Genomic DNA, 21,278 nt, shown 5'->3' with positions numbered 1-21,278 from the left:
TCCGGCTCAGCGGGCGACGAAGCGCAGCACTGCGTTCCAGCGGCTTTCGGCCTGGGCCAGCAAGCCGCTGTCCCGGAGGAAGCGCTGCCGATTATCGGCCGAGCGGAACAGGAACAGCCGCGACCCGATCACCGCGAACTGGCTTGGATCGCTGTCGACGGCAACGCCATTGGCGACCCCGGTCGGGTCGAATCCGCCGAACGCGGGCATGTAGATCTCGGGCGCGTCGCGGAAGGCTTCGAGATTGGCCTGCGAGGCGAAGCGCCAGACGAAGCGATCCAGGATCAGTTCGTATTCGGCCCGTCCTGCCAGGGGCCGCGCGCCAAGCCGATAGGAAACCGGGTCGAAGCCGTTGATCGCGAGACCGGTACTGAGGTTCCGCTGCATCACCTCGCCGAGCGATGGCAGGTCGGGCAGGCCCGATGGCAGGGTCGTGGAGAGAGCGGGCGCGGCTGCATCCGCCGCGGCGGGCGGGGTGCTCGCCACGGCCACCTGTCCGATCAGGGGAACCAGGACGAAGCCCGCGGCAAGCGAGATCCAGCGCTGCCTTGTTGCGGCCTTCATCGCGTCAAATCCTCAGGTAGCTCCCATCCCGGGCCGAGCGGCTCTCCGGAATCTTCACGCCTTGGATAGATTTGCGGCGTATCAAATCCGTTACCGAATTGATTCGCATTCGCCGGACGTCACGCTTCGACGTTCGGTCGGGCGGCGGATGGCCCAGGATCGGCCCGCCCCCCGGCCCGTATCGCATCCGTTCCGAGCCGGCTGCCGTGCAGCCGCCGCCGGTGCCGAGCGGACGGACGATCGAACCGCCCCGGCGCTCTGCCCTGTCTGGCGCCCTGCCTGGAGATGTCGCTGATGACCCAGACCCGCCGCAACCTGATCACGGGCGGTCTCGCCGTGGCCGGCGCGAGCCTGAGCGGAATGCCGCTTCCGGCGCTCGCCCAGAAATACGATGAGCAGCAGTCGTTCAGCCAGAACGAACTCGTCGGTTCCGGGCACAAGTTCTTCGGAAACGTGTCGCGCGGTCTCGCGCTGACCATCGAGGAGGCCGTGAAACGCTGGGGCGAGCCGAACGGCTACGTCCTCGGGCAGGAAGCTTCCGGCGCTTTCGTCGGCGGCCTGCGCTATGGCGAGGGCCAGCTCTACACCCGCAATGCCGGTGACCGCCGCGTCTTCTGGCAGGGGCCGTCGATCGGCTTCGATTTCGGCGGCGAGGGCGCCCGCACGATGATGCTGGTCTACAATCTGCCGAGGGTCGATGCGCTCTACCAGCGCTTTGCCGGCGTGGATGGCTCGGCCTATTTCATCGGCGGCTTCGGTTTCACCGCGCTCACCGCCGAGGGCATCACGGTGGTGCCGATCCGCACCGGCGTCGGCTGGCGCCTCGGCGTCAATCTCGGCTATCTCAAGTTCACGCCGCAGGCGACCTGGAACCCGTTCTAGTCTCGACCGCCGGATGACCGGAGAACCGTCGCCGTCACGTTCGGTCGATGGTCTCTGGCCATGACGCCGCTGCCATGGCAGATTCGACTTCAGCCCTCGGCCGGGAGTCCTGAGACTTGATCGAAGCCGCCATGCTGTTCGCGCTCGGCTTCCTCTGCGCCGCCTTGCTGGCCCTGGCGGCCGTGCCGGCGCTGGCGCGGCGGGCCGACAGGCTGGCGCGAAAACGGGCCGAGGCCGCGTTTCCGCTTTCGCTCGCCGAAATCGCCGCCGATCGCGACCATCTGCGCGCCGAGCTGGCCTTGCGCATGCGCTCGGCCGAGCAGGATGCCGAGCGCGGCTTTGCCGCCAAGGCCGGGGCGATGCAGGAACTCGGCCGGCGCGACATGATGATCGGCCGGCTGGAGCGTGAGCTTGGCGAGCGTGACAGCCGCATCGGCGGGCTCGATGCCGATCTGGCGACGACACGCGCCGAACTGGCCGATACGCAGGCGGCGCTTGCGAGCGAGCGCACCGGCCATGGCGAAACGGCCGCGACGCTGGAGAAGCGCGTTGCCGATCTCGCCAGCCTCGAACGCAATCTCGAAGAGACGCGCGCAGCCCTGACCGGCACGGGCGCCGATCTGGCCGCGCGCAACGGCGAACTGGAACGCGAGCGCGAGACCGTCGGGCGGATCGAGGCGCTGTTGGCCGAGCGCGAACGGGAGCTGGCCGAGAGCCGCAGTAGCGCCGAGAAGCTGCGCGTCGCACAGGTCGAGGACAGGACGCTCATCCTGGTGCTGCAGGCCAAGGGCGACGAGCTTGCCGACAAGCTCGCCGCGACCGAGAAACGCCTCGTCCAGAGCGAGGCGGCGCTGCGCGCCATGACCGGCGAGCGCGACGGCGACCGGGTGCGGGCTGACGCCTTCGATGCGCGGGCGGCGCAGGCCGAGGCGGGGCTAGCGGCGGCCGATGCCCGCGCCAGCGCGGCGGGCGTGGCGGCGCAGCAGCTTGAGACACAGCTACGGCAGGAACAGATCGACCATGCCGCGACCAGGGACATGCGCGCAGCACTGGACCTGGCGCTGGCCGCCGCGAAGAATGACCATGAGGCGGCCAAGCGGCGAAACCGGGAGGAGATCGCGACCTTGCAGGACGCTCAGAACGAACGCGAAAGCCAGATCGAGATGCTGCGGGCGGAACTCCAGACGCTGCAGGGCGCTTTGACCCAGGCGAGGGCCGACCGGACACACCTGATGGACGAGATATCGGCCTTGCGCAGGGCTGGAGGTGCGGGGGCCAACGACGCGGCTTTGCGCCAGGAGATCGTCAAGCTGGCCGACCGGCTGATGGATGCCGCACCCAAGCGCGAAGCGGCGGAATAGGGGCAGCCATCGGTTGTCGCCAGGGACGGTTGCCGATTTTCCACTGACCCACGGCGTCATACCGGGCTTGACCCGGGATCCATTCCGGAGCGTTTCCGATTGAGGCTCAGGCATGGATCTCGGATCTCCGCTTCGCTTCGTCCGGGATGACCTGCGTTTCGCCGAAATGCGTGATGTCGGCCCTGTCGCGGCTTCCAGTTTGGCATTCGATGCAGAGCTTTGATCTTGCATCGGCTTTCCCGAAAACCGCATTCCACTTTTCGGACCGATGCTCTCAGGAAGGCTGCGTTCCCCGGTGTTCCGCGCCATCTGAATGGTTTGAAACGTGACCGACAGCCGCTTCGATCTCCTTTGCCTCGGCGAACCGCTCGGCGAGTTCAACGCGACCCGCGCCGAGAGCGGCGCCTTCCTGTTCGGCCATGGCGGCGACACCTCGAACTGCGCGGTCGCGGCCGCGCGCCAGGGCATGTCGGTCGGCTATCTAGGCGCGCTGGGCGATGACAGCGCCGGCCATTCGATCCGCGGGCTGTGGAAGCGCGAAGGCGTCGACGACAGCCATGTCGCGACCCATCCGAGCGCGCCGACGGGCCTCTATTTCGTCGATCACGGCCCTTCCGGCCATGTCTTCTCCTATCTGCGCGCCGGCTCGGCCGCGAGCCTCTACGGCCCGCGCGACCTGCCGCGCGACCTGATCCGCTCCGCCCGGATCATCCAGGCCTCCGGCATCAGCCAGGCGATCTCGGCCAGCGCCTGCGACGCCGTGTTCGAGGCTTTCGATACCGCGCGCAAGGCCGGCGTACTCACCGCCTACGATACCAATCTGCGCCTGAAACTCTGGCCGCTGACCCGGGCCAAGGCGATCATCCACGCCGCCTGCGCCATGGCGGACATCATCCTGCCCGGCCTCGACGACGCAACGCAGCTCACCGGCCTGAACAATCCCGATGCCATCGTCGATTTCTATCTCGGACTCGGGGCGCGCGTGGTCGCGCTGACGCTCGGCCATGAGGGCTCGCTGGTGGCGACGCCGGTCCGGCGCGAGCGCTTCCGGCCGATCAAGGTCGATGCGATCGACGCGACCGGCGCGGGCGATTGCTATGACGGCGCCTTCCTCGCCGAATACCTGCGCACGGGGGATGCCTTCACTGCGGGCGCCTATGCCAATGTCGCGGCGGCCCTGTCGACGCTGGGCTATGGCGCGGTGGCGCCGCTGCCGCGCCGCGCCGATGTCGAGGCTCGCATCGCCGCGGAGGCGCGTTCCTGATGAGCGTTCCCGTTCTGAAGCGCGCGGGCGATCTCCTCGCCCGCTACGATGTGCTGATCAGCGATGTCTGGGGCGTCGTGCATGACGGGCTCTGGGCGCTGGAGCCGGCCTGCGATGCGCTGATGGCCTATCGCGAGCGCGGCGGCACAGTGGTGCTGCTCTCGAATGCGCCGGGGCCGTCGCAGCAGGTCGCCGGGCTACTCGATGCCAAGCGGGTGCCACGCGAAGCCTGGGACCGGCTCGTCACCTCCGGCGACGTCACGCGCGCCCTGATCGCGCAGAGTCACCAGAAGCGCGCCTTCCATATCGGCTGGCAGAGCGACCGGGCCGTGTTCGACGGGCTCGATGTCACGCTGGTCGACGAGGACAAGGCCGATATCGTCGTGGCGACCGAGCTCAACGACTACCGCACCGAGACGCCGGAGCAGTATCGGCCGCTGCTGGAGCGCTTCGCCCGGCGCGGTTTGCCCTTCATCTGCGGCAATCCCGATCTCGTCGTGCATGTCGGCGAGGACCTGCTGCCTTGCGCCGGGGCGCTGGCGACGATCTACGAGGAACTCGGCGGCTCCGTCGCCTGGGCCGGCAAGCCCTATCGGCCGGCCTATGACCTCGCGCTGGCGGCGGCGGCCGATGCCCGCGGCGGCCGTTCGGTCGAGCCCGGCAAGGTGCTGGTGATCGGCGATGCGGTGCGTACCGACCTCGCAGGCGCGCGCCTGATGGGCTTCGACAGCCTGTTCATCGCCGGCGGCATCCATCGCGACGAGACGATGCGGGGTGGCGAGGTCGATGCGGCCGGCCTCGCGAGGGTGCTGGACAGGCTTCCCGTCCAGCCGATCGCGGCGATGGGCGCGCTGGCCTGAAGGTCAGTGCGCGTCGCCGGTGCGGGCGTCGCGCAGGGTCGTCAGCGTGATGACGATGCAGAGCAGCATGCCGATGATCGACAGGATCGCGGCTGCGCGGAAGCCGACCATGAAGGCCTCGCTGGCGCGCGCCAGCATCGGCCCGGCCTGATCGGGCGAGAGCCCCGTTGCCAGCGCCAGCGCGCCGCCGAGGGTCGAGCGGGCGGGAGCGAGCGCATCCGGGCTGACGCCGGACACGGCGATATCCGCCATGCGGCTGCGATAGAGCGCGGCGCCGAGGCTGCCGAGCACGGCGATGCCGAGCGCGCCGCCGAGTTCGGCCGAGGTTTCCGACATGGCCGAGGCCGCGCCGGTGCGCTCGGGCGGCGCGGAACCCACGACGATGCCGGTCGTCAGCGTGATCACCGGCGTGAAGCCGATCGAGAATACGACGGAGGCCGCGACGATCTGGATCAGGCTCGGCGCGAAGACGAGCCAGGTGAAGCCGAGCGCCGAGAGCGCCATGCCGCCCGCCATCAAGCTCGCCGGCTTGTAGCGCCCGACCAGCGCCGGCGTGACGAAGGAGGCGAGCGTGAAGGCGACCGCCGAGGGCAATGACCAGAGCCCGGCCTGCAATGGCGTCAATCCGGCGACGAGCTGGAAATACTGCGCCAGGAAGATGAAGCTGCCGAACATGAAGAGGATGCCGGCGAGATTGATCGCGAGCGCCGCCCGGAAGGCGGGAATCTGGAACATGGCGAGATCGACCATCGGGTCGGTGAGCCGCTTCTGGCGGCGGATGAAGATCAGGACGAAGGCGATGCCGACGAGGATCGCGGCGGCGGCCAGCCAATCGAAGCCCTCGGCCGCCCAGTGCTTGATGCCGTAGACGAGGCTCAGCACGGCGGCGAGCGAAAGCAGCGCGCTGAATACATCGAGGCTGCCGGCATTCGGGGCGCGGTATTCGGGCAGCAGGATGGGGCCGATCGCGAGCAGCAACAGCATCGGCGGCACCGCGATCAGGAAGACCGAGCCCCACCAGAAATACTCGATCAGGAAGCCGCCCGCGACCGGGCCGATGATGGCGCCGGCCGAGAAGCTGGCGATCCACATCGAGATCGCGAAGGTGCGCTCCTTCTCGTCGGTGAACATCACGGTGATCAGCGAGAGGGTCGAGGGCGCCAGCGTCGCGCCGGCGATGCCGAGCACGGCGCGCATCGCGATCAGCATCTCGGCGCTGTTCGAGGAGGCGGCGACGGTCGAGGCCACGCCGAAGAAGGCGGCGCCGATCATCAGCAGCTTGCGGCGGCCGATGCGGTCCCCCAGCGTGCCCATGGTCATCAGGAAGCCGGCGACCATGAAGCCGTAGATGTCGATGATCCAGAGGAGCTGGCTGGCGCTCGGCTTCAATTCGCGCGTCAGCGTCGGCACCGCGAGGTTCAGCACCGTCAGATCCATCGAATAGATCATGCAGGGCAGGGCGATCGCGATCAGGCCGAGCCATTCGCGCCGCGTCGCCTTCTCGCCCCGGATCGAAGCGGGTGCCGCTGTCATGGTTGTCTCGCAAGTCTGGTTGTCAGGCGGGCTCTCTGCCACGATCGCGCGGCCGAAACTGGCAGGAGAGGTGATTTTCGCCCTCCCACCTCGGAGGGCCGCTATCCGGGCTGCGTTGCCGGAGGCTTGCGCAGATAGGCGCCGATGTCGTGCCAGAGCCCCTGCAGCGGGCGGAAGACGAAACGCACCGTCGACTTGCCGGGCGGCACGACGACGGCTCGGAACAAGACGTTTGCGCGCAGCAATTCGGCGGGCTGGCCGTCGATCTCGACCTGCCACCAGTGGTGCCAGACATCGTTGAGCACGAGATAGCCGCCGCGCGCCATCTCGGCCGCGAGTGTCACGGTCGTGGTGCCGTAGTCGCGGATCGCGACGCTGTCGGGGCCGAGCGGGCCGGTGGGCAAGGGCGGCGGATCGCGGTCGAGCAGCACGGTGCGGCGCGGGTCGAACCCTTGGGGCCATTCGCCGGTCTTCAGGATCGCGTCGAAATCCGCTTTCCGGGCGTCGGTCACCAGCAGCACGCGCGGCAGGGCGCGGGGGTTCTCGTAGACGAAGGCGTCCTGGGTCCGCGCGATCTGCCTGAGGTCACCGGGTTTCAGGCGCTTGTCGATCTGCTCGACGGGCACGCCGGTCGCGATGAAACGCAGGCCCAGCATGTCGGCTAGCAGAGAGCTGTAGCCCGGCATCAGGGGCGAGAAGGTGCGCTGGTCGGGCAGGGCGACATGGTCTCCTGCCCCGGTCGCCTTGGTGTAGAGGCCAAGCCGCAGCGGGTTATAGCCCAGCGTGTTGTCGAGATCATGGACGAGGCTGGCATTCGGCCAGTGGAAGCCGATGCCCGCGAGCTCGATGCGGTCGCGCCGGTCGGGAGCGGCGGTGCGGGCGGTCTCGCGTTTCAGCAGCGCGATGGTGTCGTTGCTGCTGTCCTTGCGCAGGACGTCGTAGGTCTGCGCCGGCAGGGCGGTGGATTCGCTCGGGCCATTATTCACCGAGAGGTCCATGGTCAGCGTCGCGGCGAGCACCAGGGTGGCTGCGAGGGCCGAGCCGCGCCCCGCGAGTCCGCGCGCGGCGATGAGGCCGCCGAGCGAGAGAATGCCGCACAGCGCCGCGACGACCAGCGGCATGGTCGCGACCGGGATGCGTCCGACCGTCCAGGCCAGCCAGAGCGCGAGCGCGAGTGCGCCTGCAAAGATCAACGCTTCGAGGCCGACCTGCCAAGGCCGCGCTTTCGGGGCTGTGCCGGTCATCACGAGATGGGTCAGATAGCCGCCGAGCAGGGCCAGCAGGGCGCCGAGGATGAAGAGCGCATCGGCCGGGCGGCGATAGAAGCTGATGCCCGGCAGTTCGAACAGCACGCGGAAGGCCGGCGTGTAGCGGCCGAGCGCGAAGAGCAGGACGATGATCGCCGCGACGGTGAGTGGAGCGATCTCGCGCCGCCAGAGCGCGCCGCGGACGAGGCCGACCGTGAGGATCAGACCCATCGGCAGCAGGCCGAGATAGAGCTGGCTCATATTGCGGGCAAGGAAGAGGCTGAGCGGGCCGAAGCGCGCTTCCCAGGCCGGGCTCGGCGCGCCCCAGAAATTATCGAGCGGGCCGGCGGCGCCGTAGAGATTGGCGAAGAGCCCGGTCAACAGCGCGGCCGGATGGAGCGAGCCCTTGCCAGCCTCGACGAAGTCGATGACGGGTCGGTTCGATTCCTGCGCGATGAAGGCGGTCAGCAGGATCGGGATCGTCGCGACCAGAATGGCGCCGAGCGTGCCGGCGATCAGCGGCGGCAGGCTGGCACGGAAGGCGCGCCACGGGCTCCGGGCCATCAGGATCGCGGCGATGGTGAGGCCGGCGAGGACATAGACGCCGAGCAAGGCAACCTGATCGCGGCCCAGCACCATGAAGCCGGAGACGATGCCGGCGGCGAGGCCATAGGCGATCGAGCCGCGTTCCAGCGCGCGCGAGAGCAGGAAGAGCGTGATCGCGAAATAGCCGAGGCTCAGCACCTGCCCGACATGCTGGATGCGCCAGGCGGCGGCGGCCCCGAAGGCAAAGGAGAGGGCGGTGACCACGGCGCCGGCCGGGTGCCAGCCGCGATCGCGGAAGATGACGACGATCGCGAGCGCTCCCAGCAGCAAGGTGCCGAGCAGGGCGCCGTCGCTCCAGCGGAAATCGGGAGCCGGGTTCAGCGCCGCGATCAGGGCGAAGGTGGGCGAGAAGATCAGGGATTGCGGATCGGCGACCTGCGGCGAGCCGGAGAAGACATAGGGCGTCCAGAAGGGCGAGAGACCCTTGTGCCAGGCATCGGCGAGGAACTGAAGCTGCGGGTGGAAATGCGCCTTGGCGTCCCAGGGGATGGTGACGCTGCCGGAGAGCCAGGGCCAGGACAGGGCCAGCCAGGCGATGAACAAGATCGCGCAGACGCTGGCGAGCGGCCAGCGTCCGGGACTGTCGGGCAGGGTATTATCGGGCTCGGGCATCAGCCTGGCCTGATCGCAAACGAGACCGGGGTCAATCCGTCGGGGCGGCGCGCGCCATCAGCGCGTCCATGTCGATGAAATGGCCGGCGCGGTCTCGCTTGGAGGCGAGATAGCGGACGTTGTGCGCGTTCGGACGCCCGAGCACGCGCTGGGTGGCGGCGACCTCGAGCCCGGCAGCCTCGATCGCACCGATCTTCTGCGGGTTGTTGGTGAGCGCCACAACGCTGGAGATGCCGAGCTGCTTCAGCATCGTCGCCGCAAAGTCGAAATGGCGCTGGTCGAGATCGAAGCCGAGCACCTCGTCGGCGTCATAGGTGTCCCAGCCCTGGCTCTGCAGCTTGTAGGCGCGCATCTTGTTGGAGATGCCGTTGCCGCGGCCTTCCTGGTCGAGATAGAGCAGGATGCCGCCCTCGTTCTCGGCCATCCACTGCACGGTATCGCGGAGCTGATCGCCGCAATCGCATTTCAGCGAGCCGAACAGGTCGCCGGTCAGGCAGGCCGAATGCAGGCGCACCGGCACGGCAGACGAAAGATCCGGCTTGCCGACAATGATGGCGACCTGATCGCGCAGGCCCTCGCCGCCGCGGAAGACGACAAATTCGGTATCCGGCGCGCCTTCGAGCGGCACCGGCGCGCGGCCGACGATCTTCAGCGTCGCTGCCTGCTCGGCGCGGTAGCCGTCGACGGCGGCAATCTCGACCTCGACGAGCGGCTCGTTGGCAATCGCCTCGGCGCTGACCGGCACGAGGATCACGGCCGGCAGCACGAGCGACAGGCGAGCGAGTTCGAGCGCGGCTTCATCGAGTGCCGAAGCAGGGGCGACGGGCGCATCCATGCGGGCGTCGATCTTGAGCGCGAGCGTCTCGATGCGGCCGGTATCGATGGTCGGCAAGGCGAAGATGCCGGTTTCCAGGCGACCCTTTGCGCCGAGGCGGCGCAGTCGTGCGGCGCTCAGCACGAGATGGCCGCGGCCCTGCGCCAGGCTATCGAAGCGGCGCGCGAGTTCGGCGTCGGCGAGTTCGGCGGATAGCGCGAGCGCGAGCCGCGCGCCGTCTCGGAGCAGGACGGGGCGGGCGGCGCGAAACTCGGCGATCGCCCGCTCGACCTTCACGAGATCCGTCTGGAGGGATGGGCCGAAGAGCGTACGCGACTCAGGCATCGAAAAGTCCGTCAGATTGGGCCGGCGACCGGCCGAGGGGGCATCCAGGGCACCATCGGGTATCGATATAGGGCCTTGCAGTGCGCTCTGCCAGCAACGTGGCGGACGGGGCGCGGGTTCCATGATCAAAACCGCGTCAGGTGGGATTTGCCGGCGGGTGAAAGCGGGAACCTTTCCAGCGTATCGCCGTCCTATGGGCGCATGCGCTTGAACGTGAGATGAATAGCGTTCCAGCAGCAGGTCAGGAGGCCTTCCGATGCAAGGCGAGATGCCGGCAGCCCGCGTCTACAGCCCGATCGCCCGCACGCTGCACTGGGTCACGGTCGCCGCGGTCCTGGCGATGATCCCGGTCGGACTCATCATGAGCTATCGCGGCAATGTCCTGAACATCTGGGACGGGCTGACCAACGGCCTCTACAGCGCCCATAAGCTCACCGGCTTCCTGCTGCTGTGGCTGATGGCCGGCCGGCTGGCCTATCGCCTGCTGCACGGCGCGCCGCCGGACGAGCCGACGCTAACCTGGTGGCAGAAGGCGGCATCGCATCTGGTGCACTGGCTGCTTTACGGCCTGCTGATCGTCGTACCGCTGCTCGGCTGGATCGGGGTCTCGCTGTTTCCGGCCCTGACGATCTTCGACCTGTTCGACCTGCCGGCATTGGCGAAACCCAACGAGGAGGCTGCCAAGCGCGTGCTCGACATCCATGGCAAGCTCGCGCTCGCGACCGGGGCGCTCGCGCTGATGCATATCGGCGCCGCGCTGCATCACTACCTGATCCTCAAGGACGGCGTGATGCGGCGCATGCTGCCTTGGTTGAAGTAGCGATCCCCTAGATCGGCCGGGCCCAGAGGTCCTGATGTCCGATCGTGGCTGACTCGGCCTTGCAGCGGGCCTTGAGCCAATCCGTGATCGTTTTCGGGTCGAGGCGGCCGGTTTCGCCGACCGCTGTGGCGATGCCTTCCGCCAAGGCCTCCTGCACGGGCCGGCGCTTCGCATCGAGCAGCCAGTTGCTGTCGCCGCTGGAGATGGCGAAGCCCGACTTTCGGAAGGCTTCGGCCATGATCTCGGTAGCCTCCGGGCCGGCGGCGGGGCCAAAGCCCTTGTCGCGGTGCTGATGGTCGACGAAGGCGGCATGGATGCCGGCATCGGCCGGATGCTCCGGCAGCCAGGTCTCGCGGCCGTCATGGGTCAGCACGGCGTAGAGCGGCAGATGCTGGCTGGCGAGAGCCGCGACGAAGCGCTCGATCCAGCGCTTCGAGGCGAGGTCGAAGAGGGCGGCGGCGGTGACGAGGTCGGGCTGCCAGCCCAGAACCCATTCGAGATCGGTGTTCAGGTCGACCTTGCGGGTATCGACGGTGATCGTCTTGCCGTCCTTGGCGAGAACGAGTTCCTCGCCCTGCTCGCGCGCCTCGTCGGCCCAGTCGGTCAGGCGTTCGCGGGCGAAGGCGAGGAGCTCGGCATCGTGATCGACCAGCGTCCAGTGCTGGCGATCGGGCAGGGCGGCATAGGTCGCGCGCAGGTTGGAGCCCGCGCCGCAGCCGAGATCGAGCACGGATAGCGAGGCCTTGTCGGCGAAATAGCCACCGACCGCTGCAAGCACTTGCGGATTGCGCGCCGCGTGATCGGCCGGCTCGCGCAATGCGAGCCATTCCGGAGAGAAACCAGCCATTACCCCACCTTTCGGCCGCGAGAGAAGCGGACTGAATATCGCATTCAGTCCTGTTCTCTTGCTCTTTGATCTTGCATCGGCTTTTCCCGAAAGCCGCGTGCCGCGTTTCGGGCCGATGCTCTATCGCGCAGGCAGGCCTCCGCGACGATGCGCGCGGTCTCGCTCCAGCGCGGCAGATCGCCGGCTGCGGCCCACGCGGCATCGGCACGCTGCCGACGTTCTGCCGGCGCATCAATCAGTCTTGCAAGGGCCTTGGCAAGTGCCGCAGCGTCTCCGGGAGGGACCTTGAGGGCGGCCGCGTCGGGCAGGGCCTCGGCCCCGGCGCCGCTCAGCGTGGTGACGATCGGCAGGCCGCGCGCCAGCGCCTCGGTCAGAACCATGCCGTAGCCCTCGTAGAGGGAGGGCATCACGAAAAGGTCCGCTTCGTCATAGAGTTGCGCCAGCTTGTCGGGGCCTACAGCGCCGGCCAGCACGATCCGGTCCGCAAGCCCGTCTCGGGCGATGACGCTCCGCAATTGCGCCGCCGTCTCGGGTGCGTGATCAGGCGAGCCGGCGATTGTCAGCGTCCAGGCCCGGTCGGCGATCGCCGCCGCGGCTTCGACGAGGTCGCCATAGCCCTTGCGGGGAATGAGCGAGCCGACCGCGAGCAGGCGGAGCGGGGCGCCACCACGCGATCCCGAAGCGCGGGGCGCCGGATCGCAACCGGGAGCCGCGACCACAATCTCGCTCGCCGGAACGCCGAACTCCGTCTCCAGCGTTGCCCGCGTCGTCGGGCTCGATGCGACGATGGTGCGCGCCCGGGCCAGCGCCAGCCTTTCGCTTCGCCGCAGCGTATCCGCCGCCTCCGGCTTCAGACCCGTCTCCATCGCCAGCGGGTGGTGCACCAGCGCGACGAGCCGATCCGCGAACCGGGCGGCGAGGGCCTCGGGGAAGGCGCCGAAGGCCAGGCCGTCGACGAGCAGGACGTCGTCGGGGGCGGTTGCGGCAAGAAGCCGTTCCGTCGTCGCCAGATCGGCTTCCGTCGGAAAGGGGAAGGAGCCGGGCAGGGCGATATGGCGTGCTTCGATGCCCGCCTCGTGCCATTCGCGCAGGAGGCGCCGGTCATAGCCGTAGCCGCCGGTGGGCGCGTCGATGTCGCCGGGGATGGCGAAGACGATGCCGCTCACGCCAGCGCGCCCTCGTAGCTGGCGCGGGCGAGATCGGTCTCGTGGAGGGTGACGCGAATCCTGTTCAGCCCCGCACCGTCGGCGCCGAGAGCGCCGGACTTCGCCGCCGCCGCCATGGCATCGAAGATGTGCTTGCAGAGGAATTCGGTGGTGGTCAGCACACCCGCGAATTGCGGGAGGGCGTCGAGGTTCTGGTATTTCAGCGGCTTCAGGGTTTCGGCGAGGGTCTCGAGCGCCGCGCCGATATCGACGACGACGTTCTGCCGGTTCAGCGTCTCCCGGAAGAAGGCGACATCGACCACGAAGGTGGCGCCGTGCATGTTCTGCGCCGGACCGAAGAAGGGATCGGGCAGGGAATGGCCGATCATGATGCGGTCGCGGACTTCGACGGAAAACATGCGATCTCCCGGGGACAGGTTGGCGGTGCGGGTTGGTCAGGGCCGCGTTTCATAGCAAATTGCGGCGGTCAGGCCAGCGGCGCCCGGCGCGAGCAGGCGGGGCAGGCGTTCGGCCAGGTCGCGGAAGGCGATCTCGTCGGTGATCAGTACATCGAGCCTGTCATCGGCGAGCAGGGCCATCGCTGCCTCGGCCCGGCGGGCATAGGTCCAGCGCGCACGCCGCGAGGCCGAGACCAGCCCGACCTGCGAGGAGATGAGCTGGAGCCGCCGCGCGTGGAAGGCGCCGCCGAGCGCGGCGGGCACGGCGCCTTCGCCGTACCAGCTCAACTCGACGATCCGCGCCTCGGTGCCTGCTGCCGCGATGGCGGTGGCGAGGCCGGCCGCCGTGGCGCTGGCATGGAAGACAATATCGGCGTCGCGCGGTGCGGCATCGGGCAGCGCGAAGCTGAAGCCCAGTTCGGCGGCAAGCGTCGCACGGCTCGGTTCGACATCGACAAGCGTGACCGCCGCTCCCGGCAGGCGCGCGGCCAGCCAGGCGACGAGCAGGCCGAGGACGCCGCCGCCGACGATCACGATCCTGTCAGCGGGGCCGGAACCGGCATCCCAATGGGCGTTCAGGGCCGTTTCCATGTTGGCGGCGAGGATCGCGCGCCGGGCCGGAACCGCATCGGGCACCGGGAGAAGGCTGGCGCGCGGCGCGACGAAACGGTCCTGATGCGGGTGCAGGCAGAAGGCGGTGCGGCCGAGCAGGTCAGGCGGGCCGGCGTCGACGCGGCCGACGGCGCAATAGCCGTATTTGACCGGGAACGGGAAATCGCCCTGCTGGAACGGGGCCCGCATGCGTTCATGCTCGGAGCAAGGCACGCGGCCCTCGCAGACCAGCCGCTCGGTGCCGCGGCTGACGCCGCTCCAGAGCGTCGTCAGCAGGCAGTCATCCGGCCCGAGATCCGGCAGGGCGACCTCGTTCAGGTTGCATTCACGGGGGGCTGTATACCAAAGCGCAAGAGCCTTTGCCCTTGCGTTAGTCGATTTTGCAGGCTTTAGCTCCCGCGCCATTCGCGTCCGCCCCGTCTGTCCGAGCCTGTCTGCCTACCATGACAGAGACCGCCATGAACCAGCGTCCCGCTCCGACCACGTTCCGGCGGGTGACGCAAGAGGCCGGGCCGAACGGTCTGACGCCGGCCGGGCTGCAGGCGGAAACGGCGCTGCGCCGCCGGCGGTTCCTTGTCCTCGCCTTGAATCTCGTCACGCTCGCCCTGCTGCTTGCCGGGCTCGCCCGCGTGCTCGGGGCAGGCGGCTGGAGCGTCGCTGATATCGCGATCTTCGTCGCCTTCCTGTTCGGGCGCCCTGGACCGTGCTCGGTTTCTGGAATGCCGCGATCGGACTCTGGCTGTTGCACGGCAAGGCGGATGGGCTTGCCGCGGTCGCGCCCTTCGCCGCCGCCAATGAAGAGGCGACGCCGCTGGCCCTGCGCACCGCCGTGCTGATGACCTTGCGCAACGAGGACCCGGCACGCGCTTTCCGCCGGCTCAAGGTGGTCAAGGACAGCCTCGATGCGACCGGCGAGGGGGACTGGTTCGACTATTTCGTGCTGTCGGACACCCATGATCCCGTTGTTGCCGCTGCCGAGGAGAAACTGGCCGAGGCCTGGACGCGCGAGCTCGGTGACGCGGCGCGGGTGACCTATCGCCGTCGCAGCGACAACGCCGGTTTCAAGGCCGGCAATCTCCGCGATTTCTGCGAGCGCTGGGGCGAGCGCTATGAATTGATGCTGCCGCTCGATGCCGACAGCGTGATGGCGGGCGAGACGATCCTCGGCATGGCCCGAATGATGCAGGCGCATCCGAAGCTCGGAATCCTGCAAAGTCTCGTGGTCGGCATGCCCAGCCGTTCGGCCTTCGCCCGCATCTTTCAGTTCGGCATGCGCCATGGCATGCGCCCCTACACCATGGGCTCGGCCTGGTGGGGTGGCGATTGCGGGCCGTTCTGGGGGCATAACGCGCTGGTGCGGATCGCGCCGTTCCGCGATCATTGCCATCTGCCGGTGCTGCCGGGCGGGGCGCCTCTGGGCGGGGCGGTGATGAGCCATGACCAGGTCGAGGCGACCTTGATGCGCCGCGCCGGCTACGAGGTCCGCGTCCTGCCGGTCGAGGGCGGAAGCTGGGAAGAAAACCCGCCGACCATGCTGGAATTCGCCAAGCGCGACCTGCGCTGGTGCCTCGGCAATCTGCAATATCTCAAGCTGCTGGATCTGCCCGGCCTCAAGCCGATGAGCCGCTTCCAGCTGGTCTGGGCGATCCTGATGTTCCTCGGCCTGCCGGCCTGGACATTGATGATCGCGCTCCTGCCGCTCAAGGTGTTCGAGGATCGGGCGATCGCCGATTATCCGGCTGGGCTCGCAGCCGGGCTCTATCTGCTGTTCCTGGCGATGTATCTCTCGCCGAAGCTTGCCGGTTTCGCCGACATCCTGCTGACATCGGGCGGCGTCGCGCGCTATGGCGGCAAGGCGCGCTTCCTGGTTTCAGCGGCGATCGAACTCGCCTTCTCCTTCCTGCAAGGCGCGGTTTCGAGCTTCCGTACGACGCTGTTCATGATCGGGCTCGCCTTCGGTCAGGCGAAGATCGGCTGGAATGGGCAGGCGCGCGATGCCCATGCGCTCTCCTTCGGAACGGCCTTCGCGGGCTTGTGGCCGCATCTGCTGTTCGGGGCCTATCTCTTCGTCACGCTCGGCATCATGGCGCCGGCCGTGCTGATCTGGTCGCTGCCCTTGACTGCGGGCTATGTGCTGGCGATCCCCTTCGCCATGCTGACGGCGGCGCCGGCTTGCGGCGCATGGCTGGCGCGGCGCGGGCTCTGCGGCATACCCGAGGATTTCGACCTGCCGCCGGTGCTCGCCGCGATCCACGACCGGGAGGCGGCATGAACGCCGTCACCTACCCGAAGGGCACGGTGAAGGCTCTGTCGCGCTCGCTGCGTGTCTATCATGGCGACAAGGAGCGCAACGCGGCGATGGACCGGCTTTACGGGTCCTTCCTGGCGCCGGGCGATCTTGCCTTCGATATCGGCGCCCATGTCGGCGACCGGATCTCCTCCTTCCGGCGACTGGGCGCGCGCGTCGTGGCGCTGGAACCGCAGCCCGGTCCCGCCCGCGTCATCCGCCTGATCCATCGACGCGATCCGCTGGTGACACTGGTGGAGGCTGCCTGCGGCGACCATGAGGGCTCGATCGCGCTCAGGATCAACAGCCGGAACCCGACCGTCTCGACCGTCTCGGCGGCCTTCATCGGGGCAGCCGATGGCGCCGGCGGTTGGGAAGGGCAAATCTGGGACCATGAGATCATGGTGCCCTGCACGACGCTCGATCGCCTGATCAAGCGCTACGGCCTGCCGAAGCTGCTCAAGATCGATGTCGAGGGCTTCGAGGCCCATGTGCTGGCCGGCCTGACCAAGGCGGTGCCGGTCATCTCCTTCGAGTTCACGACGATCCAGCGGGAGGTCGCCGAGGCGTGTCTCGCCCTGCTGGAGACGCTCGGCCCCTATCGCTTCAATGTCGCGATCGGCGAGAGCCAGAGACTCGAACTTGGCGAGCCCGCGAGCGCCGAGGCGATGGGCGATTACCTGCGCGGCCTGCCGCACGAGTCCAATTCGGGCGATGTCTACGCCATCCTGCCGGGCTGAGGCGCAGGCACAGGGGGCTCTTCGCGAGAGCCCGCTCTCACGCGTTGCTTCAGCGATCATGGCAATGCGTGGGTTGGAACGATGTCGCGGCAGGGCCGTTGACGGTGCCGGAACCCATCGGGCGCGTGTCTGTCGCGCTCTCGCCGCGTTCCTGCCGCAGCCTTGGTCAGCCGGCGTTCATCTCGCCGTGATCAGTTTGTTCCCGAACTCTCGTCAAGGATCGCCATGATCAGCCTTCCTCGCCCGCTCGCGGTTTCGCTCGCTCTCCTCGCCTCGCTGACGGTCGCGCGGGCAGCAGGCGAGGTTGCCGTCGAGGTGAAGAACGAATCCGAGCCGGTGCTCTGCGCGGAGAAGGACAACGTCACGATCAAGGTGGTCTCGCCCGAGGTCCGGCGCTTCCAGATCGAAGCGGCGCATCCGGCCTATGTCGCCGGGCTCGTGCGCGACAACTGGGATGCCGACTGGGCGAATTGCGACATGAAGGGCGACCCGTCCTTCGCGCCGCCGACGCCGCCGCGCCGCGTCACCTTCTACGAATCGATCGACTATTGGCTGGTCGGCTACACCTTCCCGAGCTTCTGGCGTCCGGCCGAGGCGACCTTCCGCGTCGGCGACCGCGTCGAGAAGAACCTGCATCTCGTCCAGCTCTGGAAGCTCGGCAAGGACAAGTCGCACGAGGTCCTCGTCGTCTATCCGCAGGACGGCAACTGGCGCGCCCGGCCGCTGCCGCCGGAGCATCTCGGCTTTTCCTCCTACGGCTCCTCCTTCCTGTTCGGGCCGATCGAGCAGGAAGGACGCCCCGTCGTGAACATCAAGGAGATCGAATTCGAGCCGAAGACGCTGACCTTCAAGCTCAACTTCAAGGACGGCTCGTCCGGCAGCCTCAAGCTCGACAGCGTCGACGAGAACCGGATGGTGCTCGATGCCGTGCTCGACAAGCCGGTGACCGGCGGCAAGGGCTTCCTGGCGCTGCGCTCGATGTATGTCACCGAGTTCAACAACGACGTCGCCCGCATCGCGCTGCGCGAGCCCGGCGCCAAGGGCTGGCGCGAGGAGGCGCTGATGTCCTATCCCGGCGGCAAGGCGACCGATATCTGGATGGGGCGCACGACGCATTCGCGCCACAACACCTCCTCGCCCGACATGGTGTTCCGGCGCTTCTCGACCGATCCGAACCCGCCGCCCAAGCCTTAAGCGCCGTCATTCTCGGGCTTGACCCGAGAATCTCATGACCAGAGGACGCTGGTTTCCGCGATGCTCGGGTCAAGCCCGAGCATGACGCGGGCCCTATCCATAACGGAACGCATTGCCTGCCTGTCGCGTTTGGCCATGACGCGGCGGGCGCATCGGTTTAGCCTGCGGCGACCGATACCGCCCAGCCTGCAGAGAGACCCATGCCGCGTTTTGCCGCCAACCTGTCGATGATGTTCACCGAATGGGAATTCCTCGATCGCTTCAAGGCGGCAGCCGAGGCGGGCTTCGAGGCGGTGGAGTTCCTGTTTCCCTACGAGCATACGCCCGAGCAGGTCGGGCTCGCGCTGGCGGGGGGCGAACTCACCCAAGCGCTCTACAACCTGCCGCCCGGCGACTTTGCCAACGGCGAGCGCGGCATTGCCTCACTCGCGGGCCGCGAGGACGAGTTCAAGGCCTCGGTCGATACTGCGCTGTCCTATGCGCACGAGACCGGGGTCAAGCGCCTGCACATGATGGCGGGGCTGGCCGACCCGAACGACCCCGTCGCGCAGAAGACCTATCGCGCCTCGCTGGCCTATGCCGCCGACAAGCTCGGCGAGCAGGGCATCGACCTCCTGCTGGAGCCGATCAACGGCAAGGACATGCCGGGCTATTTCCTCAATGATTTCGACCAAGCTGCGGCCTATATCCGCGAATCCGGCCGCCCGAACGTTCGGCTGCAATTCGACATGTATCATTGCGAGCTGATCCATGGCGATGTCTCGGCCAAGCTGAAGGCGCTCTATCCGCTCGTCGGCCATGTCCAGATCGCCCGCGCCAATGGCCGTCATGAGCCCGATGCTTCCGGCCCGGACTATCCGACGCTCTTCGCCGAGCTCGACGGCCTCGGCTATGACGGCTTCGTCGGCTGCGAGTACCGGCCCGAGGCCGGCACGCTCGAAGGGCTTGGCTGGTTCGCGCCCTGGCGGAAGCCGCTCTGATGCGTCCGCCCTCGATCTCCTATCCGGTGCTGATCGCCGATATAGGCGGCACGAATTGCCGGTTGTCGCTGGTCACCGATGCGGACTGTGCCCACAGGCCATTGGCGCGGATCGGGACCGGCACTCATCCGACGGCGGAGGCCGCATTCGCCGCCGTCCTGGCGGATCTACCGGAGAAGCCGCGCTCGGCCGTGCTGGCCGTCGCCGGCCCGCTCGAGGGCCGGCAGGCGCAGTTGACCAACGCCGTCTGGCAGCTCGACGGGCCGCAGATCGCGGCCGCGCTGGGCCTGACCCAAGGACTGATGGTCAATGATTTCGAGGCGCTCTCGGCCTCGCTCGCGGTTCTGAAGCCGGGCGACCTTTCGACCCTGGTCGAAGGCGATCCGGAGCCGGAAGGTGTGAAGCTGGTGCTCGGGCCCGGCACCGGTTTCGGCGCGGCAGCGCTCTTGATGCGCGGCGAGCGTGGCGTGCTGATCCCCACTGAATCCGGCCATATCGGCATCGGCCCCGAGGACCAGACCGAGCAGCGGCTCTGGCCTGCGCTGAGCGAGGGCATCCCGCGCCTGACGGTCGAGCATCTCCTGAGCGGCGACGGGCTCGTGCGCCTGCACAAGGCGGTGGCCCGGACATCCGGCATGCTGGAGGCCGAGGTCAGCGCGGCCGATGTCTCGCGCCTTGCGCATGACGGCGATCCGGCGGCGCTGATGGCCGTGGTCTGCTTCTGGCGTCTGCTGGCGCGCGTTGCCGGCGATCTCGCGCTCGTCTTCAAGGCGACGGGCGGCGTCTTCATCGCCGGCGGCATCGCGCCGCATCTGCTGCCGCTCGCCGATAAGGCGGCGATTCGCGCAACCTTCGCCGGCAAGCCGCCGATGGAAGACCTGGCGGAGCGCTTTGCCCTGCATGTCATCACCGCGACGGATGCGGCCGAGCAGGGATTGGCGGCGATCGCCGCCAATCTGCATCGCTTCGGGCTCGACGATCCCAAGCGGCTGTGGTTTGGCTGAGCGGCCTTTCCGCCCGTCATTCTTTCAGGTTCGCGTGCAGCCCATCCATTCGATCCAGGTCCTGCGCGCGCTCGCGGCCTTCATGGTCGCGATCCACCATGTCCAGCCGGATGCGGCCGTCATCGCCGCCCGCGCGGGCCTGAGCTTCACGCGCAGCGATCTTCTGCCCTGGATGGCGGGCGTCGACATCTTCTTCGTCGTCTCCGGCTTCATCATGGTCCATGCCTCGCAGGACCTGTTCGGGCGGGACGGCGCGGCGCGCCTGTTCCTGAAGCGCCGGCTGGCGCGGATCGTCCCGCTCTACTGGGCGGTGACGACGCTGTTCCTGCTCGTCGGGCTCGTCGTTCCGGCCCTGCTCAACTCGGGCGTGCCGAACCTCCCGCAGGTGCTCGGCTCCTACCTCTTCTGGCCGGTGGTCTCGACGCAAGGGCTGGTCCAGCCGGTCTATTCATTGGGCTGGACGCTGAACTACGAGATGCTGTTCTACGCTCTGTTCAGCGCCGGGCTGATGCTGCCGCGGCGCTGGACCTTGCCGGCGGTCGCTCTCCTGTTGGCGCTGCTGGTCGGGGCGGAAAGCCTGAGCGGCCCGCTGGCGCTGCCCTTCGGCTTCTGGGGCCAGCCGATCGTGCTGGAATTCGCAGCGGGGATGGGGATCGCTGTCCTCAGGCACAAGGGCCTGCGCTTGCACGGGGCACTGCGGATCGCCGTAGCCTTGGCCGGTGCCGCTCTGCTGGTCGCTGCTGCCCATGTTCCGGGCACGGATGGGCCCTGGAGCAGCGTGTTGTGGCGCGGCAGCGCGGCTGTCCTGCTGATGCTGGCCGCCGGCTGCGGCCGCGAGGGGATCGTGCCGCTCCCGCCGGTGAAGGCCCTGGCGGCGGTAGGGGATGCTTCCTATGCGCTCTACCTCGTCCACCCCTTCGTCATCCGGGGGATGCGCGAGGTGGTGCTGCGGCTTGGGCTGTACTCGCCGGCCCTCTATATCGCGCTGGCGCTTGTCGGTTCAGTGGTCGCGGCGCTGCTGCTCTACCGCTTCTTCGAGAAGCCGGCGACGCGATTGGTGCGGCGCTGGCTTGGGGGATGATCCCGCATCATGCTGGGCCTGA

The 21,278-nt window shown here is 68.2% G+C and carries 19 protein-coding genes; 11 read left to right on the top strand and 8 right to left on the bottom strand.

Translation table 11 applies throughout. From position 1 onward, the window contains the following. Positions 1 to 6: 6 nt before the first annotated feature. Positions 7 to 492: a YHS domain-containing (seleno)protein gene (locus tag ACFJGT_RS17120; RefSeq protein ID WP_377839999.1), complete on the bottom strand. Its 486-nt coding sequence runs from the start codon at positions 490 to 492 to the stop codon at positions 7 to 9. A gap of 432 nt (positions 493 to 924) precedes the next feature. Between ACFJGT_RS17120 and ACFJGT_RS17115 the strand changes: the two genes are divergently transcribed. The 4 genes from ACFJGT_RS17115 (at position 925) to ACFJGT_RS17100 (ending at position 4,931) form a co-directional block, all read left to right on the top strand. Next, a complete protein-coding gene (locus ACFJGT_RS17115) occupies positions 925 to 1,446 on the top strand; it encodes a DUF1134 domain-containing protein (protein ID WP_377849004.1) in 522 nt (173 codons plus the stop codon). 116 nt (positions 1,447 to 1,562) lie between these two features. Beyond that, the gene (locus ACFJGT_RS17110) at positions 1,563 to 2,807 is read left to right on the top strand and encodes a hypothetical protein (protein ID WP_377839996.1); all 1,245 of its coding nucleotides are present in this window, start codon (positions 1,563 to 1,565) and stop codon (positions 2,805 to 2,807) included. A 325-nt stretch (positions 2,808 to 3,132) separates the two neighbouring features. Then, a complete protein-coding gene (locus ACFJGT_RS17105) occupies positions 3,133 to 4,071 on the top strand; it encodes a sugar kinase (protein WP_377839994.1) in 939 nt (312 codons plus the stop codon). After that, complete coding sequence (locus tag ACFJGT_RS17100) at positions 4,071 to 4,931, top strand: TIGR01459 family HAD-type hydrolase (RefSeq protein WP_377839991.1); 861 nt, start codon at positions 4,071 to 4,073, stop codon at positions 4,929 to 4,931. Before ACFJGT_RS17105 ends, ACFJGT_RS17100 begins: the two co-directional genes overlap by 1 nt. Before the next feature lie 3 nt (positions 4,932 to 4,934). Here the strand turns inward: ACFJGT_RS17100 and ACFJGT_RS17095 are convergent, their stop codons facing one another. The 3 genes from ACFJGT_RS17095 to ribA all read right to left on the bottom strand — a co-directional run bounded on the left by ACFJGT_RS17095 (position 4,935) and on the right by ribA (position 10,211). Beyond that, entirely contained in the window at positions 4,935 to 6,464 is a 1,530-nt protein-coding gene (locus ACFJGT_RS17095; RefSeq protein ID WP_377839989.1) for an MFS transporter, read from the bottom strand. 101 nt (positions 6,465 to 6,565) lie between these two features. Then, positions 6,566 to 8,929, bottom strand: coding sequence for a hypothetical protein (locus tag ACFJGT_RS17090; protein WP_377839983.1), 2,364 nt, complete (start codon positions 8,927 to 8,929; stop codon positions 6,566 to 6,568). A gap of 31 nt (positions 8,930 to 8,960) precedes the next feature. Further along, the gene (gene ribA, locus ACFJGT_RS17085; RefSeq protein WP_377839979.1) at positions 8,961 to 10,211 is read right to left on the bottom strand and encodes a GTP cyclohydrolase II RibA; all 1,251 of its coding nucleotides are present in this window, start codon (positions 10,209 to 10,211) and stop codon (positions 8,961 to 8,963) included. Between the two features lie 133 nt (positions 10,212 to 10,344). Here ribA and ACFJGT_RS17080 point away from each other — a divergent pair, with 133 nt between their 5' ends. Then, the gene (locus ACFJGT_RS17080; protein WP_377839976.1) at positions 10,345 to 10,908 is read left to right on the top strand and encodes a cytochrome b; all 564 of its coding nucleotides are present in this window, start codon (positions 10,345 to 10,347) and stop codon (positions 10,906 to 10,908) included. A 7-nt stretch (positions 10,909 to 10,915) separates the two neighbouring features. Here ACFJGT_RS17080 and ACFJGT_RS17075 read toward each other — a convergent pair whose 3' ends face one another. From ACFJGT_RS17075 to ACFJGT_RS17060, 4 genes are read right to left on the bottom strand one after another with little or no spacing between them, the layout of a single operon-like run. After that, positions 10,916 to 11,755 (bottom strand): SAM-dependent methyltransferase, encoded by an 840-nt coding sequence (locus ACFJGT_RS17075; RefSeq protein WP_377839973.1) that lies wholly within the window; start codon positions 11,753 to 11,755, stop codon positions 10,916 to 10,918. A gap of 44 nt (positions 11,756 to 11,799) precedes the next feature. Next, positions 11,800 to 12,921 carry a glycosyltransferase family 4 protein gene (locus ACFJGT_RS17070; protein WP_377839971.1) on the bottom strand — a complete coding sequence of 374 codons (1,122 nt, stop codon included), beginning with the start codon at positions 12,919 to 12,921 and terminating at the stop codon, positions 11,800 to 11,802. Continuing rightward, positions 12,918 to 13,319, bottom strand: a complete 402-nt coding sequence (locus ACFJGT_RS17065; protein WP_377839967.1) for a 6-pyruvoyl tetrahydropterin synthase family protein — start codon at positions 13,317 to 13,319, stop codon at positions 12,918 to 12,920. Before ACFJGT_RS17065 ends, ACFJGT_RS17070 begins: the two co-directional genes overlap by 4 nt. Before the next feature lie 36 nt (positions 13,320 to 13,355). Beyond that, the gene (locus ACFJGT_RS17060; RefSeq protein WP_377839965.1) at positions 13,356 to 14,159 is read right to left on the bottom strand and encodes a zinc-binding alcohol dehydrogenase; all 804 of its coding nucleotides are present in this window, start codon (positions 14,157 to 14,159) and stop codon (positions 13,356 to 13,358) included. Between the two features lie 514 nt (positions 14,160 to 14,673). Between ACFJGT_RS17060 and mdoH the strand changes: the two genes are divergently transcribed. The 6 genes from mdoH to ACFJGT_RS17030 all read left to right on the top strand — a co-directional run bounded on the left by mdoH (position 14,674) and on the right by ACFJGT_RS17030 (position 21,256). After that, entirely contained in the window at positions 14,674 to 16,242 is a 1,569-nt protein-coding gene (mdoH, locus tag ACFJGT_RS17055) for a glucans biosynthesis glucosyltransferase MdoH (protein WP_377839962.1), read from the top strand. Next, positions 16,239 to 16,997, top strand: a complete 759-nt coding sequence (locus ACFJGT_RS17050; protein WP_377839959.1) for an FkbM family methyltransferase — start codon at positions 16,239 to 16,241, stop codon at positions 16,995 to 16,997. The genes mdoH and ACFJGT_RS17050 overlap by 4 nt, the downstream gene beginning before the upstream one ends. Positions 16,998 to 17,222: 225 nt before the next feature. After that, positions 17,223 to 18,191 (top strand): hypothetical protein, encoded by a 969-nt coding sequence (locus ACFJGT_RS17045; RefSeq protein WP_377839957.1) that lies wholly within the window; start codon positions 17,223 to 17,225, stop codon positions 18,189 to 18,191. Between the two features lie 200 nt (positions 18,192 to 18,391). Then, on the top strand, positions 18,392 to 19,171 hold the full coding sequence (gene otnI / locus ACFJGT_RS17040) for a 2-oxo-tetronate isomerase (RefSeq protein ID WP_377839955.1): 780 nt from the start codon (positions 18,392 to 18,394) through the stop codon (positions 19,169 to 19,171). Continuing rightward, positions 19,171 to 20,175 (top strand): glucokinase, encoded by a 1,005-nt coding sequence (locus tag ACFJGT_RS17035; RefSeq protein ID WP_377839951.1) that lies wholly within the window; start codon positions 19,171 to 19,173, stop codon positions 20,173 to 20,175. The genes otnI and ACFJGT_RS17035 overlap by 1 nt, the downstream gene beginning before the upstream one ends. Before the next feature lie 34 nt (positions 20,176 to 20,209). Next, positions 20,210 to 21,256 (top strand): acyltransferase family protein, encoded by a 1,047-nt coding sequence (locus ACFJGT_RS17030; RefSeq protein WP_377839947.1) that lies wholly within the window; start codon positions 20,210 to 20,212, stop codon positions 21,254 to 21,256. Positions 21,257 to 21,278 lie beyond the last annotated feature (22 nt).

The sequence above is a fragment of the Allobosea sp. UC22_33 genome (genome assembly GCF_042700715.1).
In the GTDB taxonomy this organism is placed as follows: Bacteria; Pseudomonadota; Alphaproteobacteria; order Rhizobiales; family Beijerinckiaceae; genus Allobosea.
Note: the sequence above shows the minus strand (reverse complement) of the source record. Positions and strands in the feature narration are given on the sequence as shown.